18 protein-coding genes are annotated in these 15617 nt (G+C 50.3%); 7 read left to right on the forward strand and 11 right to left on the reverse strand.

Translation table 11 applies throughout. The features are described from left to right. Nucleotides 1-32: 32 nt before the first annotated feature. The 3 genes from gap to surE form a co-directional block, all read right to left on the reverse strand. On the reverse strand, nt 33-1019 hold the full coding sequence (gene gap / locus ACKU4E_RS03280) for a type I glyceraldehyde-3-phosphate dehydrogenase (protein WP_320169659.1): 987 nt from the start codon (nt 1017-1019) through the stop codon (nt 33-35). Nucleotides 1020-1317: 298 nt separating this feature from the next. After that, a complete protein-coding gene (fba, locus tag ACKU4E_RS03285; protein ID WP_320169660.1) occupies nt 1318-2241 on the reverse strand; it encodes a class II fructose-1,6-bisphosphate aldolase in 924 nt (307 codons plus the stop codon). Nucleotides 2242-2428: 187 nt separating this feature from the next. Then, on the reverse strand, nt 2429-3184 hold the full coding sequence (gene surE / locus ACKU4E_RS03290) for a 5'/3'-nucleotidase SurE (protein WP_320169661.1): 756 nt from the start codon (nt 3182-3184) through the stop codon (nt 2429-2431). 160 nt (nt 3185-3344) lie between these two features. Between surE and ACKU4E_RS03295 the strand changes: the two genes are divergently transcribed. The 6 genes from ACKU4E_RS03295 to ACKU4E_RS03320 all read left to right on the forward strand — a co-directional run bounded on the left by ACKU4E_RS03295 (nt 3345) and on the right by ACKU4E_RS03320 (nt 9194). Beyond that, nucleotides 3345-4379: an HD domain-containing protein gene (locus ACKU4E_RS03295; RefSeq protein ID WP_320169662.1), complete on the forward strand. Its 1035-nt coding sequence runs from the start codon at nt 3345-3347 to the stop codon at nt 4377-4379. Continuing rightward, on the forward strand, nt 4355-4990 hold the full coding sequence (gene tmk / locus ACKU4E_RS03300; protein ID WP_320169663.1) for a dTMP kinase: 636 nt from the start codon (nt 4355-4357) through the stop codon (nt 4988-4990). Before ACKU4E_RS03295 ends, tmk begins: the two co-directional genes overlap by 25 nt. Before the next feature lie 517 nt (nt 4991-5507). Then, nucleotides 5508-6455 (forward strand): hydrogenase small subunit, encoded by a 948-nt coding sequence (locus ACKU4E_RS03305; protein WP_320169664.1) that lies wholly within the window; start codon nt 5508-5510, stop codon nt 6453-6455. Nucleotides 6456-6511: 56 nt separating this feature from the next. Beyond that, nucleotides 6512-8221, forward strand: coding sequence for a nickel-dependent hydrogenase large subunit (locus tag ACKU4E_RS03310; RefSeq protein WP_320169665.1), 1710 nt, complete (start codon nt 6512-6514; stop codon nt 8219-8221). A gap of 205 nt (nt 8222-8426) precedes the next feature. Beyond that, a complete protein-coding gene (locus ACKU4E_RS03315) occupies nt 8427-8912 on the forward strand; it encodes a HyaD/HybD family hydrogenase maturation endopeptidase (RefSeq protein ID WP_320169666.1) in 486 nt (161 codons plus the stop codon). Nucleotides 8913-8936: 24 nt separating this feature from the next. After that, on the forward strand, nt 8937-9194 hold the full coding sequence (locus tag ACKU4E_RS03320) for a HypC/HybG/HupF family hydrogenase formation chaperone (protein ID WP_320169667.1): 258 nt from the start codon (nt 8937-8939) through the stop codon (nt 9192-9194). Nucleotides 9195-9261: 67 nt separating this feature from the next. Here ACKU4E_RS03320 and ACKU4E_RS03325 read toward each other — a convergent pair whose 3' ends face one another. After that, entirely contained in the window at nt 9262-9834 is a 573-nt protein-coding gene (locus tag ACKU4E_RS03325; protein WP_320169668.1) for a lectin-like protein, read from the reverse strand. Between the two features lie 297 nt (nt 9835-10131). Between ACKU4E_RS03325 and ACKU4E_RS03330 the strand changes: the two genes are divergently transcribed. Then, nucleotides 10132-11238: a M20/M25/M40 family metallo-hydrolase gene (locus ACKU4E_RS03330; RefSeq protein WP_320169669.1), complete on the forward strand. Its 1107-nt coding sequence runs from the start codon at nt 10132-10134 to the stop codon at nt 11236-11238. Nucleotides 11239-11385: 147 nt separating this feature from the next. On the opposite strand, the gene ACKU4E_RS03335 is transcribed toward ACKU4E_RS03330, so the two are convergent. Genes ACKU4E_RS03335 through lspA form a run of 7 tightly spaced genes read right to left on the reverse strand, consistent with a single transcriptional unit; the run spans nt 11386 to nt 15528 of the window. After that, nucleotides 11386-12123: a protein phosphatase CheZ gene (locus ACKU4E_RS03335; RefSeq protein WP_320169670.1), complete on the reverse strand. Its 738-nt coding sequence runs from the start codon at nt 12121-12123 to the stop codon at nt 11386-11388. Between the two features lie 47 nt (nt 12124-12170). Next, complete coding sequence (locus ACKU4E_RS03340; protein ID WP_320169671.1) at nt 12171-12683, reverse strand: hypothetical protein; 513 nt, start codon at nt 12681-12683, stop codon at nt 12171-12173. 20 nt (nt 12684-12703) lie between these two features. Beyond that, nucleotides 12704-13132 (reverse strand): 4Fe-4S binding protein, encoded by a 429-nt coding sequence (locus ACKU4E_RS03345; RefSeq protein ID WP_320169672.1) that lies wholly within the window; start codon nt 13130-13132, stop codon nt 12704-12706. A gap of 21 nt (nt 13133-13153) precedes the next feature. Further along, on the reverse strand, nt 13154-14077 hold the full coding sequence (gene ybgF / locus ACKU4E_RS03350; protein WP_320169673.1) for a tol-pal system protein YbgF: 924 nt from the start codon (nt 14075-14077) through the stop codon (nt 13154-13156). Next, the gene (locus tag ACKU4E_RS03355) at nt 14067-14303 is read right to left on the reverse strand and encodes a PLD nuclease N-terminal domain-containing protein (RefSeq protein WP_320169674.1); all 237 of its coding nucleotides are present in this window, start codon (nt 14301-14303) and stop codon (nt 14067-14069) included. Before ACKU4E_RS03355 ends, ybgF begins: the two co-directional genes overlap by 11 nt. Then, nucleotides 14303-15058, reverse strand: a complete 756-nt coding sequence (gene lgt / locus ACKU4E_RS03360) for a prolipoprotein diacylglyceryl transferase (RefSeq protein ID WP_320169675.1) — start codon at nt 15056-15058, stop codon at nt 14303-14305. Before lgt ends, ACKU4E_RS03355 begins: the two co-directional genes overlap by 1 nt. Continuing rightward, entirely contained in the window at nt 15055-15528 is a 474-nt protein-coding gene (gene lspA / locus ACKU4E_RS03365; protein WP_320169676.1) for a signal peptidase II, read from the reverse strand. The genes lgt and lspA overlap by 4 nt, the downstream gene beginning before the upstream one ends. Nucleotides 15529-15617: the final 89 nt, after the last annotated feature.

A 15617-nucleotide genomic window follows, 5' to 3' on the forward strand; every position in this document is an offset into this window, starting at 1 on the left:
GAGGGGATTTGGCGTTCTTGGGGAGGGGACGTCTACATCATGCCGGCGACTTTGGTCATAAGCCGGACAAGCTGGTTGGTGAAGCTTGCTTCGTTATCGTACCAGATGATGAGTTTGAGCATTGTGCCGTCCATAACCTCGGTCAGAGGGCCGTCCACCACGCCTCCGTGGGTATCCCCGATATAGTCGGTGGAGACGAGCGGTTTTTCCGTGTAGCCCATATGAGCGTTCGCAGCCTTGGCCAGTACCGCGTTCACTTCTTCCTTGGTTGTGGCTCTGCCGAGATCACAGGTCAGGTCGACCAGGGAGACGTTGGGTGTGGGAACACGGATAGACATGCCGTCGAGTTTGCCTTCCAGTTCCGGGATAACCATGGTGACTGCCTTGGCGGCACCTGTGGTTGTGGGAACCATGTTTACGGCACAGGCTCTTGCCCGGCGGATGTCCTTGTGCGAACCGTCCAGAACTCTCTGACTCATGGTGTAAGCGTGAACGGTGGTCATGAGTCCTCTTTCAAGTCCGAACTCATCGTTGATCACTTTGGCAACCGGAGCAAGGCAGTTGGTTGTACATGAAGCGCCGGAAACAATGTTGTCTGCAGGAGTTAAGATGTGGTCGTTCACTCCCATTACAATCGTCTTGTCGGCATCAATTCCGGGAGAGCTGATGACAACTTTTTTTGCCCCGCAGGCCATATGTTTTTTACAGCTTTCACGGTCGCGGAATTTTCCTGTTGTTTCGGCAACCATCTCGCAGCCCAGTTCGGCCCACTTCCATTCCCCCGGAGCACAGCGGGTTACGAGTATTTCCCTGCCGTTGATGGTGAAGCCGTTTTCAGTGGCTTCCACGTCGGCATGGAAAGTCCCGTGCACCGAGTCGTGCTTGAAGAGAAGTGCCAGGTCTTCATTGGAAGCCCGTGCATTGATTGCAACAAGGTCGAAGTCCTTGCTGTCGTGAATCAGGCGCACGAGGTAGCGGCCGATTCTTCCGAATCCGTTAATCCCTAGTTTTACAGCCATTATCAATTTTCTCCTTTTCCGCCCCTGCTTTCATACTTACGCCGAAGAGCAGGCGATCTGTCCCAAACCCGAATTCCCTGTTTATCAGGGACGCAGGTCTCGGACAGCGCCGCAGGACGGTTTCTGTTCTCCTCCGGAAACCATGGAGCTACCGGGCTCCATATCCTGCACTCAGGCTGATGAATGTTATGGCTACAGGGGCAATCTTCCCTAAAAAGCATCCCGATCGGGATGCCGTTCCCTTGTATAGAATAATAAGGCCGCCCTTTCCCTGGAGGCGGCCTTATTTTCGACTAAGTTATGCTTTGTTTGAACAGCCCAGCACGTTGACTATCTTGTGGCGGACCATTTCCTTTACGGCCTTGCGGGCTTCACCGAGGTAGCCGCGGGGATCGAATGCAGCAGGATTTTCAGCGAGGAATTTGCGGATGACGGCAGTCATTGCCAGACGGATGTCGGTATCGATGTTGATTTTGCAGACAGCCTTGGATGCCGCTTTTCTGAGCAGGTCTTCGGGAACACCCTTGGCTCCGCCGATTTCTGCCCCGTATTCGTTGGCCATTGTTACGTATTCCTGTACCACGCTTGATGCGCCGTGCAGGACGATGGGGTACTTGGGCATCATGGAACCGATTTTATCCAGACGATCAAAATCGAGCCTTGCTTCCCCGGTAAATTTGTATGCGCCATGGCTGGTGCCGATGGCGATGGCAAGGGAGTCGCAGCCGGTCTTTTCCACGAATTCCACAGCTTCATCAGGATCGGTGTAGATGTGTTCTTCCGAGACAACATCTTCTTCTACCCCGGCCAGACGGCCCAGTTCCGCTTCAACCCATACTCCCTTGTCGTGAGCGTATTCCACAACCTGTCTGGTCAGGGCGATGTTTTCCTTGAACGGCAGGTGTGAGCCGTCGATCATTACGGATGTGAATCCGCCGTCAATGACTTCCTTGCATATTTCGAAATTTGCACCATGGTCGAGGTGGAGCACAACAGGAAGATCAGTTTCCTGCAACGCCGCTTCCATGAGTTTAATGATGTAACCCTGTCCGGCGTATTTGCGGGCTCCAGCGGAAACCTGCAGGATCAGGGGGGAGTTCTCCTCGCTGCCAGCCTCCATGATTCCCTGGATTATTTCCATGTTGTTCACGTTAAACGCGCCGATGGCATAGCCGCCTGCATAGGCCCCTTCAAACATTTCTTTAGGCGAAACGAGTGGCATTAGTCCTCCTTGGTGGAATAGTCGGGATTATTGCAACATGCAGATCCGGTCCGGCATATGCGGCAGTCGTTTTACCCGGGGACCGGAGCATGTGCCGTGCAGACCGTATAACTGCATTTGTGTTAACTTATTTTCTTATACACTATATAGAAATAAAATGTCCACATACAGATGAATTGTATGTGAACTAGCTGAGCAGACCTTTCTCCAGGGTTACAATTGCCTCACGATCCGTGAAATCGAACCGCAGGGGAGTCATTGTAATGTAACCCTTGCTGAGCAGGTCCCGGTCCGTGCCGGGGCTGATCTGTTCCTCAGGCATTATACCTGCCAGCCAGTAATAGGGATGGCCTCTGGGATCGCGACGCTCCTCGTACCAGTCCTGCCAGGATACGCGGGTGTGGCGGCAGATTTTAAGCCCTTCCGCTTCGTCAACCGGTCTTGCCGGGAAATTCAGGTTTACCACGGTCTTCGGCTCAAGGTCTTTCCATGGAATCTTACGCAGCAGCTCTGCGCAGAAGTCTCCCTGAGTGTGCAGGTCTTCAGGCTTGAAGCTGTCGTAGGACACAGCCATTGCCGGGTATCCCATCAGGGCTCCTTCGGTTGCGGCGGAAACCGTTCCCGAATACAGTATGTCCACCCCGACGTTGGCTCCGCTGTTTATCCCCGAGATCACAATGTCGGGCTTTTCGTCCAGCAGGGTGGTAAGCCCGAGCTTGACGCAGTCCACCGGTGTCCCGTACACCCCCAGTCCGGTGAACCCCTCCTCTTCGAATTTTTTAACTCGCAGGGGAGAGGAAAGTGAGACGGCGTGACCTACGGCGGACTGTTCCGCCACAGGAGCCACGACCTGAACTTTCATTCCGCTCCGTATGAGTCCGTGGTAGAGGGCTCGCAGGCCGACGGCCTGGATGCCGTCATCATTGGTCAAAAGTATATTCATCAGGTTCTCCGGCAAAGATATGGTCAAAAAAAATTGGACAGTCTTCCGGTGCTTTGACTATGTATACAGATTCCGGACAGTTGATGGTCCGAACAACTGCTTACGGCAGAATGACAACGCCTAAGGGCGAGGTATCAAAGCAATTCAGGAATAGCAAGAAGTGTCGCAAAAAACTACATATATTAAAGATTTTATAAACGGGGAAAGGGTGAGGGATATTTTCCTCATCGGAGATGCCCAACTGCGCGAATCAAGGAACGGACCGTTCTGGAATCTGCGTCTGCAGGATAATTCAGGTGCTGTAGAGGCCAAGATATGGAGTCCGCTCAGCCAGTCTTTCAGGTCCCTGGAACCGGGGCTGTTCGTTGTGGCCGGTGGAATGGTGGGATCGTTCAGGGACAAGCCTCAATTAACTGTTGAAGTAATGGAGGTACTCGATCCAGAAAGTGGTGTTCTGGATATCACGGATTTTCTCCCTGCCAGCAAGGAAAAGCCTGAGGAGATGCTGCAGGAACTCGATTTTCTGGTGGCCGAATACATGTACCATGCTCCATGGAAAAAATTCTGCCGGCGGGTGCTGCGTGACGAGGAAATTCGCGCACGGCTGCTGACCGCTACAGGGGCCAAGGCCGTACATCATGCTTATGTGGGTGGACTGCTGGAGCATACTCTGGCTGTTGCCCGGCTCTGCATGTCCATCTGTGATAATTATCCGGATGTGGACAGGCAGGTCCTGCTTGCGGCAGCTATTTTTCATGATTTAGGCAAGGCCTGGGAGCTTTCCGGCGGTCTTGCAAATGATTATACTGATGAGGGCAGGCTTTTGGGTCATATTCACATCGGTGTTCAGGTTCTGGAACCTTTTTTGAGTAAATCAAGAGATCTGGACGACAGGCTTAAGCTCCACCTGAAGCACCTGATTCTTTCCCATCACGGCGAATACGAATTCGGAGCTCCGAAACGGCCCAAGACTCCGGAAGCTTTCATACTTCATTTTGCCGATAATATAGACGCAAAGATGAATACAATTTTCGCCGAGCTTGAAAAGCTGGATGAAGACGGTTCCGACTGGACGCCGTACCAGCGCTTTTTGGACAGATATCTGTACAGGCCCTATAAATCACCGGACGGTCCGGACAGCAAAAGTGAATTGAAAAAAACGGAGGCTCAATGTTCATTACCTTTGAAGGGATAGAAGGGACCGGCAAGACCACGCAGATAAAGCTGCTCAAGGCCTATCTTGAAGGAGCCGGGCATGAGGTTGTGGTTACCCTGGAACCGGGCGGCAGCCGTATAGGCGGGGAACTGCGCAAAATTCTTCTGAACATGGACAGCACCGACATTACCGGCGAGTGTGAGTTGTTTCTGTATCTTGCCGACCGGGCTCAGCATGTAAGTCAGGTTGTGCAGCCTGCTCTTGAAGCAGGAAAGGTTGTTATTTCAGACCGTTTTGCGGATTCCACCATTGTTTATCAGGGTTACGGACGCGGATTGGACCCGAAGCTCCTGCGTGAACTGAATGATGTTGCGGTTTGCGGTCACTGGCCGGATCTTACGGTGCTTCTCGATATTGAACCGGAAATAGGGCTCAAGCGGGCCATGACGCGCAATTTTCAGCAGAACAGGATGCAGGAAGAAGGTCGGTTCGAGGCGGAATCGCTGGATTTTCACGGTCGTGTACGGGAAGGGTACCTGACCTGGGCGGCGCTGAACAATGATCGTATAACAGTCGTTAAAGCCGATCAGTCTCCTGACGATATTTTCGAAGAAATCAAAATCCGTGTGCTGGAAGCCATGGGGAAGTGATTTTTGAAGAATGAATTGATTCTGCTTCGGCAGAGTTAGTTTTGTTTTTTTATGCGGTCGATTGTTTTTTCGGCCGCTTTTTTTGTGTCCTAAAACTTATGCTATACTTTTTTTAATGGTGTTAATGCATACTATGTTATCAAGCTAAAAATAGTTTATTCGTGAGTGTGACGTTGTTGAAATTGTATTCTGTAATCTGGATAAAATTGTTGTTTTCGTGTTATTATATGTTGTTTTTTTCTATAAATTGATAAAACAACTATCCAGTTGAATAATTTTGCATTTGGGGTTGACGCTATCATAGTAAAGTGGTTTAAGAGTAATTAGATTTTTCAATACATTAGCTTACGTGCGGCAAGGGTGAAAGGTGCGAGTTTTGTGGTTGTTGCACGGAAGTTCATGTCTTTAAAATTAGTTTGCGTTCCGGTTTTGGGTCGGAAATGTTTCCGGTCCTGGATCGAAATCGGAGTGCCGGGGTTGAACCCCGCTGATCTTTAATTAGAGGATGGAGGTTTTTATGAAATTCTCTGTGGGACTCGGAAAGGATGGAGCGGAAAAACGCCTTGAGCAGAATGGCGTCTCCCGCCGCGACTTCATGAAGTTCTGCGCAACGACTGCTGCTGTTATGGGTATGGGACCCGCTTTTGCTCCTACTGTTGCTGAAGCGTTGACCCAGAAACGGCGTCCTTCCGTTGTTTATCTGCACGCAGCCGAATGTACCGGCTGTTCTGAAGCTGTGCTTCGTACTGTTTCTCCGTATATCGATGCTCTTATTCTTGATACGATCTCCCTTGACTACCATGAAACCATCATGGCTGCAGCAGGGCATGCAGCCGAAGAGGCTCTTCATGAAGCAGTAAAGTCTCCCGAAGGCTATGTCTGCGTTGTTGAAGGCGGCATCCCCACCGTGGATAACGGCAACTGGGGTAAAGTCGGCGGCAAGACAATGCTTGAAATCGTTCAGGAGATCGTTCCCCATGCAAAGGCCACCATCTGTATAGGCACATGTGCCTGTTACGGTGGGGTGCAGGCTGCTGCTCCGAACCCGTCGCAGGCCAAAGGCGTTTCCGACGCCCTCGGCGGTATCACCACCGTAAACCTGCCCGGATGTCCGACCAACCCGTTCAACTTCGTCGGCGCCGTTGTTCATTACCTGACCAAGGGTGTTCCCGAGCTCGATAGCCACGGTCGTCCGAAAATTTTCTACGGCGAAACGGTGCACGACAACTGCCCCAGACTCAAACATTTCGACGCAGACGAATTTGCTCCATCCTTTGCTTCCGAAGAAGCCAAGAAGGGCTACTGCCTGTACGAACTGGGATGCAAGGGACCGGATACTTACAACAACTGCCCGAAAGTCAAGTTCAACCAGACCAACTTCCCCATCGAAGCCGGCCATCCCTGCATAGGTTGCAGTGAGCCCGATTTCTGGGATGAAATGAGCCCGTTCTACGAACAGAGCTAAGCTGGTTTTTGTTTAGGCGTTTATTGAACTAACTTTCCATTTTTGGAGGATTGTATATGTCTGGTTGCAAGGCAAAATCGGGTCCCGCCGTAATGGCGACTCCGTTTGATAAAAATTACACCGGTCCGGTGATTGTCGACCCCCTTACCAGAATTGAGGGTCACCTCAAGATCGAGGTTGAGGTCGAAAACGGCAAAGTAAGCAATGTCTGGAGTTCTTCCCAGCTTTTCCGTGGTCTGGAAATCATCCTCAAGGGACGTGATCCCAGAGATGCCCAGCACTTTACTCAGCGTTCATGCGGTGTCTGTACCTATGTTCACGCACTGGCTTCCACCCGTGCAGTGGATAACGCAGTTGGTGCCGATAAGAATATGCCGGAGAATGCCCGCATCATCCGTAACCTGGTCATGGCTTCCCAGTATCTGCATGACCACATAGTCCATTTCTATCATCTGCACGCCCTTGACTGGGTTGACGTTGTAAGCGCACTGCAGGCCGACCCCGTGAAGGCCGCCGCTCTCGCAAACAGCCAGTCCACCAGAGTCACCAAGGCCGAAGACCTCAAGGCTGTTCAGACCAAACTGAAAACATTCGTGGAATCCGGTCAGCTCGGTATCTTCACCAATGCCTACTTCCTGGGCGGACACGATGCATACTACCTGAAACCCGAAGAAAACCTCATCGCCACTGCGCACTACCTTGAAGGACTGCACCTCCAGGTCAAGGCTGCCCGTGCAATGGCTGTTTTCGGCGCAAAGAACCCCCACACCCAGTTCACCATCGTGGGCGGCGTAACCTGCTACGAATCCCTGACCAAGGAACGTATCCAGGAATTCAAGGCTCTTTACAACGAAACTCTGGCTTTTGTTAATGAATGTTACATTCCCGACCTGCTGATGGTCGCTTCCTACTACAAAGACTGGGCCGGAATCGGCGGAACTCACAACTTCCTGAGTTTCGGTGAATTCCCCGCCAAGGAAGACGACATCAACAGCCGGTTCATCCCGCAGGGTGTAATCATGAACCGCGACCTGAAAAATGTTGCGGATTTCAACCCCGATGCAATCAAGGAAGACATCAGGCACAGCTGGTACAACGGTGACTCCTCCCTGCACCCCTATGACGGTGTGACCGAGCCCAAGTACACCACTTACGAAGACCGTGACCGTTATTCCTGGATGAAGGCTCCCCGCTACAACGGCGAAGCAATGGAAGTAGGTCCCCTGGCCCACGTGCTGACAGCTTACGCAAGAGGTCATAAGGACTTCGTTCCTGTCGTAAATTACGTTCTGGATACTCTGGGCGTAAAAGCTGATGCTCTCTTCTCCACTCTGGGACGTACTGCCGCTCGCGGTATCGAAACTGCCGTAGTAGGTAAGAAGATCGCCGAGTGGGTAAATAACCTTGAAGACAACGTCGCTTCCGGCAACACCGATCTCGCTATCGATATCGACATGCCCGATGAAGCTGAAGGCGTTGGATTTGTCGGTGCTCCTCGCGGCGCACTTTCCCACTGGATCAAGATCAAGGGCGGAAAGATTGAAAACTTCCAGCTCGTTGTTCCTTCCACCTGGAACCTTGGACCCCGTTGTAACAACAACAAGATGTCTGCTGTTGAAGAAGCCCTTATGGGTACTCCCATTGCAGATCCTAAACGTCCTGTTGAAATTCTGCGTACCGTTCACTCGTATGACCCCTGTATCGCCTGCGGCGTACACGTCATCGATGCAAAGACCAACGAAGTTCACAAGTTTAAAGTTCTGTAGTTCGTTTGAATTCGTAATAAAAAAAGAACCCGGCTTTTGCCGGGTTCTTTTTTATTTTCCGTCCTGTTGGCGTGAACTGTTTGGAAATATTGCTTCTCGTTTGAATACTTGGATTTTTTAATTGAATTGCCGTCCGGTATTGATATATGGATTGAGTAGACTGTGAAGGGCAATTATGGACCGTCAGGAACCCCGGAGGCATTTTATGGGTAAGAAGATTCTGGTACTGGGTGTGGGCAATATCCTTTTCACCGATGAGGGAATCGGCGTGAAGGTTGTTACCGAGCTTGAAAAAAAATATTCGTTTTCCGACAATGTGGAACTGATGGACGGAGGAACGCTGGGGACAAAGCTGATGGGCCCGATGATGGAGTGCGATTACCTTATTGTGGTTGACGCCGTTCTCGGAGGAGACGAACCCGGTTCCGTTTATCGCTTGACAGGAGATGATTTGCGTAGGAGTCTGGCATTTAAGGATTCAATGCATCAGACAGATCTTCTGGATACAATGGTTCTATGCGATCTTTGTGACCGCCGTCCCGAATGCGTAGTCATAGGGGTTGAACCCAAGGACTACCAGACCATGCATGACGATGTTTCTGATGTAACCCTGGCCCGGCTTCCTTTCATGATGGAAAAGGTTCTGGAAGAAGTAGCCGCAGCCGGTGGAAGTTATAAAGAGCTGGCTTAAATTTCATAGAAAGGGGTGTGTTTCATGTGCTTAGCTATTCCTGTCGAGATTCAATCAATAAATGATCAGGTCGCCCGGTGTAGGGTCGGGGAAGGGGAAACCTATCTTGATGCATCGCTCATGCTTATGGCTGATGAAGTAGAGGTCGGAGATTACCTGATTGTTCATGCCGGGTTTGCACTGCGCAAACTTGATCCGAAGGAAGCTGAAGAGACCCTGAAAATTTTACGGGATATGGTGGCATTGACAGAAGGTGCAGGACCTGAAACCTGTGCATCTTAGCTACCGTCTTCTAATGAATTTAAAAATCCCGGCGACCATCAGGTCTGCCGGGATTTTTCTTATCCGGTCAAGCGTTGGCATTAAACCTTGACTTAATGCCGATCAGTGGGACTAACGCTGCCCCAAGCAGCCAGATTGCCCCAGGAATGGGGGTGGGAGCCGTGTTTTCGACCTCTACCACATAACCCCTTATCTGCTGAGCGACAGCGGAACCTTCATCATTCCACTGAAATCCGTATCTGGAGTCTGCGCTAAGGTGTATTTCATTAAAGTGGTTGGCGTTATTGGGCTCGGCGTTGGACCAGTCTGTATAATCCCAGTTTTCTCCGGTTACCCAACTCCAGCCTTCTGTCGGAGTTTTTCTGTTGTTGTCACCTGTCTGGGATGCTCCGAGCCAGTATGCCTTGGTCTGATCTTTGAAAACAGTATTTTTGAAAAAATCGTTTTCAGCAGAAGATGTTATTGTCGCGAGATGACCGCCTAAGGATTCTGCTGCAACTTTTGCATCATCCCAGGTGATTCCGCTGCTTTGTACCAGAGTGTATTGGGAGTTGCCGAAACTGAAAGTTGAGGCTGATGCCGGAGCGGCAAGCAGAATGCTGCAAAGCAGCACTAAACATAACACAGAAAATTTTTTCATAATTCCCCCCCGGAAATTAATTCCCTCATGCTTAATGTTTCTTAATTACTCTAAAGTAAGCTTTAAGACAAGCCCGCTGCGGAATACCTGCTGTCTTCGCTCTCAGTTCAGGGGTAAAATGTTTTCCCGAATATGAATTTTTATCCCTGTAATATTGGCAGGATATTCCGCGCTCTGTTTTCTGCGCTGGAGAAGTCCTCTGAAGACGCTTTACGGCCCTGATCGGTTTTCCCTGTTCATCCGCAGGGTTCGGTGCTATTTTTTAAAAACGCAAAAAATAGTCGCATTGGAGACGTTATGATAAATGAAGAGCGCATTCTGAATCTTTTTATGAATATGGTAAGGATCGGCAGCCCCTCTCTTGAGGAAAAGAATATGGCTGTATTTTTACGAGGACTGATGGAACAGAAAGGGTATGAAATCCATGAAGACTGCGCCGGTGATTTCTGCGGGGGAAATACGGGAAATCTGGTGGTGCGAATACCCGGAACCTGTAAAGGAACCCCGATCGCCTTTTCGGCGCATATGGATTGCGTGCCGCCATGCATGGGTGTTGAGCCCGTTGTTGCGGACGGACGTGTGTGCAGTGCCGGGGAGACTGTACTGGGCGGAGATGATAAAGCAGGCATAGCCATGATGATTGAGGCTATGGCTCACATTGAGGAGGAAGGCATAGCGCATCCGGATGTATATTTCATTTTTTCCATCTGCGAAGAGGCCGGTATGCACGGAGCCAAAAATCTGGACAGCTCGCTGCTGCCGCTAAAAGATGTTGTGATTCTTGATGCGAGCGGTGTCCCCGGGTGTGTTGTGGTGGAAGCTCCTGCCAAGGCCGTAATCAGGATGGTTTTCAAGGGCAAGGCATCCCATGCCGGAATTGTTCCGGAGGCCGGCATCTGTGCAATCAGGATTGCCGCAGAGGCTGTTTCGGCCATGAAGCTGCTGCGCATAGACGAAAAGACAACAGCCAACCTTGGAAAGATAGAGGGAGGCGGGGCGACAAATATTGTGACAGACACCGTTACGCTGACCGCAGAGGCGCGTTCTTCCCGTGATGAACTCCTGCAGGATCAGATCGAGCACATGCGTAGTTGTTGTGCCGCTGCGGCAGAAAAATTCGGGGGAGAGTATGTTTTTGAATCAGCAATCTCGTATCCTTCCCTTCATGTGCCTGACGATTCTCCTATGCTGCGCCGTATTGAGCTTTGCTGCAACAGACTCGGACTGGAATTTCGCTGTATACCTACCGGAGGCGGAAGTGATGCCAATGTTCTTTACGGAAGAGGGTACAGTGCCGTGACCCTTGGAATAGGTATGACCAAGGTACACACCTGTGATGAATACATAGAATTGAAATCGCTGACAGACTGTGCCGCTCTTGTTGCAGAGATCATCAAGGGATAAATAAAATAGAATTGACCGATGTAAGAAAGGAGACCGGTTGGAAATACTGTTACGGGCTGCTATGTTGCCAGCCTTGCATGGAGCGCAGCAGTTTTTCCGACTGCAAAAATTTTCCGGTAATTCCGGTCTCCATTTATTGTTGCGCGGCTACAGTCCGAGGGATGCAAGCAGGTCGTCAACCTCTCCCTGATCTGCTTTCTCCGTGGGGCCTTTGAGTTCGCTCATTTTGTTTTCGGTTTCCTGGTCCAGTTCTTCCAGAGTCTTCTCAGGTGCTGCTTCACGGGCTTTGATTTTCAGTCCCGTGGACATGTAGAGATCCAGAACGATTTTTTCAACACTCTTTATTGTGTCGATGATTATCTTGATTCTCTGTCCGGTCAGGTCCTGAAATGACAGGGTAGTCATGATGGTCATGATGTCCTGTCCTAGTGTGTCGTTTATTTCGGCCAGCTTTTCGCGCTGTTCCTTTTTTACTCCACCGGATTCGAATGCCTTGACAATGTCAGCAAGAGCGGTCTGTGTTTCCTGAGTCTTTTCAAGGATATCCATTATATCCTGAGTCGCTTTTTCCGTTGTGCGCATAATTGCGTCCAACTGGTCGGATGCCTCGTTGAAAAGATCGTCCGGATTGGTTTCCAGAGAGACTTGTACGGAAGAGCCTGCCGGGCCTTTTTTGGCCTTGGCCACTTCCTGATAAATGTCGCGGAGCCCGTTTTGCAGATCAATGTTGATCCTGCGGTAGAACTCTCCTTCAAGGAGCGTCTGGGACATGCTTTTGGATATCTCTTTCTGCACAGCCAGAGCAATGCTTTCCTTGAGGCTTTTGGACAGTTCTTCGGAAACTTTTTCCATCATTTCCTGCACAATATGATCATCATTAATCACAACCGACTCCTCTGCATTATATCTTGTAATTATTGCTTTTCACCGGACTAGCCGAGTTTTTCCGCCCTTATCCGTTCGCGTTGTTCGCTGAAAACAAACTGGATAATGGCTTCAAGATCATGCTCCCTGATTTTTTCAAATTTCATGATCCAGGAACTTTGATCAGGTCCTTTATGAATCGTCCCCACAGCACCGGCCAGACGTAATGGAATTCGTTCTATTTCCAGTACAGCTTCCATAACGCAGGGGAGAGATATGGGATTTTCTGTCCGGAAAAGCATTCCGTTTCCCGATATTTCCATTACTTCCAATGATTCCGGAAAGTCGGTCAGGAGATCTTTACGGCTCTGCATTCCAAGCAACTGGTCCAGCTTACGGTCCAGTTCCGTAACGTATACTTTGAGCCATTCGGGGACCTTGGAATCGTCCAGATCATCGGCAGGGTGTTTCTTTGATCCGCTGAACCCGCGGAAAACAGGTTCTTCTTCCGTGGAAGCGCAAATACGTCCGTGCCCTTTGATCCTTGTCTTTACACTTGCGTAGTGTTCGGTACTGTCCATTCCAAGGTCTCCTGAGCCCATCAGTCCTGAGGATCTATTTCCATTGCCCTTACGGGGCAGACCTTGGTGCAGAGTCCGCAGGCAGTACATTTATCCGGGTCGAACACCACAATTCTGGTTTCAGCGTCAAGCGAAAGCGCTCCGGTGGGACACATGGACAGACACATGCCGCAATGCATACAGGAATCTTCATCTCGCGATATTTTCTGGGTAACCGGGATGAGCCTGATGCCGTTTTCCTTCAGGTAGTTGATGCCCTTGTGGTAATCTTCTTCGAGTCCGATGATTTCAAGGGTCATGCTTCCTTCCAGGCGGGGGTTTATATCCGCCTTGAGTATGTTGAAGCTCAGGTTGTAGATTTTTCCAAGGTTACAGATAACCGGTCGGCCGGATACTGTTGATGGAAATGAAAGATGGATAATCTTGTTGAAAGTAGTCTTGTCTGCCATTTGTCTTGTCCGTTTATATTGTTATTTTAAATTCTTTAGAATTGACTTGGCCCGTTTTGCTTCTGCGGAATCGGGAGCCTTCTTGATGAGGTCTTCAAGAATATAGCGTCCTGATTTGGTTTTGCCCAGTTTAATCAGGCAAAGTCCCTGCTTCAACAATGCGGATCTGTACTTGTTGCTTTTGGAATACTTGGCGATGACGTCCTGATACTTCAGAGCAGCATTGGCGTAGTCCCCAAGCTGGTAGTAACACTCACCTTCCCAGAAAATCGCATTCGGGACAAGGGTGTGTTTTACGAAATTAGCGGAGAATTCTGCCCAATCGCGGATTGCTTCCTTGTATTTGCGTTCCTTGAACTGGGCCATGGCTTTGTCGTAAAGAGCTTTTGCCGGATCAGCCGGTGTTGTTTTCTTGGGCTGCTGCGCCACAACAGCGGAGATTCCGCCCACAGCTGCGGTCGCGTTTGAAATAGCCGCCTCTGTTGCCTTGTCTTTGGGCACTGTTGCCTTGATCAGCCCCAGATCGATGGCCAGCTGACTTTCCAGTGCCAGACGCATATTTTCGACTTTTGCGGAAAGATCTTCAAGTGAAATTGTGCTGTTGCCGTTTCCGGCTTCCATACGTGCAAGATTTTCACTCATGGTATTCACGACGCCCTGAAGCCTTGCAACCTGTATCTTGAGTGCGTTGAATTCAGCATACATGTTCGCCTGGCTGGATTGCAGGGGGGAATTTGATTCCTTGATCTCGTTTTTCAGAAGCTCATCGGATTCCCGGAGCTGTTTGTCGAGGTTGTCTATTTTTTTATTGATCTGGGCTCTGGTCTGGCGCAGTTCCAGTCGCATGCTGTCCATGTCTGACGTGGTTACGCAGCCCGGCAGCGCACAGGTCAGTATTAAAAATATGAGGACCGTAACAGTCAATTTGAGTGGATTATTCGTCATTGTACTTTTTCCCCCTTTTTCTGCCGAGGACAAAATAAGCCAGACAGCCTAAAAATGGAATAAAAATCGAAAGCTGAATCCAGCCGACCTTTTCCATGTTGGAAGGAAACTCCCGATGAAAGGCATCCCATATGGCAAAAAGGCTCATGACTGCAAACACGCCGACACTGCCCAATATAATCATCCAGGTTTCGAGGGAAAGTGCGGGGATTTGTCCGAAGAACATTAATGACTCCTTTTTTTATGTATAAACAACAGGTAGATGCCGGTTAGAAAAAAGACGACTGCCATGAACTGGGTTGTGCTGATCGGGCCGATTGCGCCCCGGTAGTCCGCCCTGAAGAACTCAATAATAAATCTGAGGGCAGAAAACAACATCAGGAAGAGTCCGGTTATTTTTCCGTCTGAGTGGAAAAAACGTTTTGTTCCGAGCAGGATCAGGAATGTGATCAGTCCGGCAAGGGAGTGATATATCTGCGTGGGGTGGAGTGGATGGAAAAGGGGAGCCAGAGAGTCCGTATTTCTGAACACAACTCCCCAGGGCAGGTCGGTCGGTTTTCCGTAACAGCACCCGGCAAAGAAGCATCCCAGGCGGCCGACAGCCTGGCCGAGAGCAATGGCCGGGGCAAAAGAGTCCAGCCACGGCAGCAGCTTCTGATGTTTACCGTGCAGATACATTGCACCGCCTGCAGAACCGAAAACAACAGCCCCGGAAAAGACCAGCCCTCCGTTCCAGATTCGCAGTGCGTTCAGTATATCGCTAGTGAATTCCTGCGGGTAGAGCGCGATATAAAGAATTCTGGCTCCGATGATGCCGCACACAATGGCGGTTATGCCCGCTTTCGGTGCAAGGGTGTAGTCCATATCCCGCAAACGTGCTTCCCGCATGGCCCAGCCCATGGCCAGCAGGCATCCTGCGGTGAGGAACACGCTGTAGCTGTAAATGTTTACAGCCCCTATGCTGAACAGCACCGGGTTCATTTCTTTCTCCTGTACATTGAAATGATCAGGATGAAAGCTCCGATGCAGATGGCAATATCAGCCACGTTGAAGGCCGGCCAGTGGTAGGAGCCGATGTAGAAATCGAGAAAGTCGGTTACTTCATGGTAAAGAACACGGTCTATAAGGTTACCCACGGCTCCGCCGAGGATGCAGCCCAGCCCGGCAACCTGCAATCTGTCCGTTTCGGATGTGGATTTAAGGAGCAACGCAACAGCCCCCATGGCCGCGAAAGTGACCACGATGAAAAACATGCGTTGCCAGCTTATGTCCGCGCTGTTCAAAAAACCGAAAGCAGCGCCTCTGTTGACCACGTGGACCAGATTGAAATATCCGGGGATTATCGTTTCCGAAGCCCAGAGGACCATCTTGTCCCGCACGGCTATCTTGGTCAGCTGGTCCAGTATTACGACGACGAATGCCAGTGATCCGGCAAGGGTGTATTTATTCATTGCAGCCCCGATGTTGTTGGCGTCGGATTGCCTTTTGTTCTGTTTGTCCGTCAGGTTGTAAAATGCCCCCGGTCTCGTCCGAGAATCCG

It is taken from the genome of Maridesulfovibrio sp. (assembly GCF_963677005.1).
GTDB lineage: Bacteria > Desulfobacterota > Desulfovibrionia > Desulfovibrionales > Desulfovibrionaceae > Maridesulfovibrio.

Bases quoted from the DNA above. Each gene is read 5' to 3' on its own strand.
- fba (WP_320169660.1), bottom strand. From the start codon at position 2,241: ATGCCACTCGTTTCGCCTAAAGAAATGTTTGAAGGGGCCTATGCAGGC.
- gap (WP_320169659.1), bottom strand. From the start codon at position 1,019: ATGGCTGTAAAACTAGGGATTAACGGATTCGGAAGAATCGGCCGCTAC.
- ACKU4E_RS03355 (WP_320169674.1), bottom strand. From the start codon at position 14,303: ATGTTCTTCGGACAAATCCCCGCACTTTCCCTCGAAACCTGGATGATT.
- ACKU4E_RS03330 (WP_320169669.1), top strand. From the start codon at position 10,132: ATGATAAATGAAGAGCGCATTCTGAATCTTTTTATGAATATGGTAAGG.
- ACKU4E_RS03325 (WP_320169668.1), bottom strand. From the start codon at position 9,834: ATGAAAAAATTTTCTGTGTTATGTTTAGTGCTGCTTTGCAGCATTCTG.
- ACKU4E_RS03315 (WP_320169666.1), top strand. From the start codon at position 8,427: ATGGGTAAGAAGATTCTGGTACTGGGTGTGGGCAATATCCTTTTCACC.
- lspA (WP_320169676.1), bottom strand. From the start codon at position 15,528: ATGAATAAATACACCCTTGCCGGATCACTGGCATTCGTCGTCGTAATA.
- tmk (WP_320169663.1), top strand. From the start codon at position 4,355: ATGTTCATTACCTTTGAAGGGATAGAAGGGACCGGCAAGACCACGCAG.
- ybgF (WP_320169673.1), bottom strand. From the start codon at position 14,077: ATGACGAATAATCCACTCAAATTGACTGTTACGGTCCTCATATTTTTA.
- lgt (WP_320169675.1), bottom strand. From the start codon at position 15,058: ATGAACCCGGTGCTGTTCAGCATAGGGGCTGTAAACATTTACAGCTAC.
- ACKU4E_RS03320 (WP_320169667.1), top strand. From the start codon at position 8,937: ATGTGCTTAGCTATTCCTGTCGAGATTCAATCAATAAATGATCAGGTC.
- ACKU4E_RS03310 (WP_320169665.1), top strand. From the start codon at position 6,512: ATGTCTGGTTGCAAGGCAAAATCGGGTCCCGCCGTAATGGCGACTCCG.
- surE (WP_320169661.1), bottom strand. From the start codon at position 3,184: ATGAATATACTTTTGACCAATGATGACGGCATCCAGGCCGTCGGCCTG.
- ACKU4E_RS03340 (WP_320169671.1), bottom strand. From the start codon at position 12,683: ATGGACAGTACCGAACACTACGCAAGTGTAAAGACAAGGATCAAAGGG.
- ACKU4E_RS03345 (WP_320169672.1), bottom strand. From the start codon at position 13,132: ATGGCAGACAAGACTACTTTCAACAAGATTATCCATCTTTCATTTCCA.
- ACKU4E_RS03305 (WP_320169664.1), top strand. From the start codon at position 5,508: ATGAAATTCTCTGTGGGACTCGGAAAGGATGGAGCGGAAAAACGCCTT.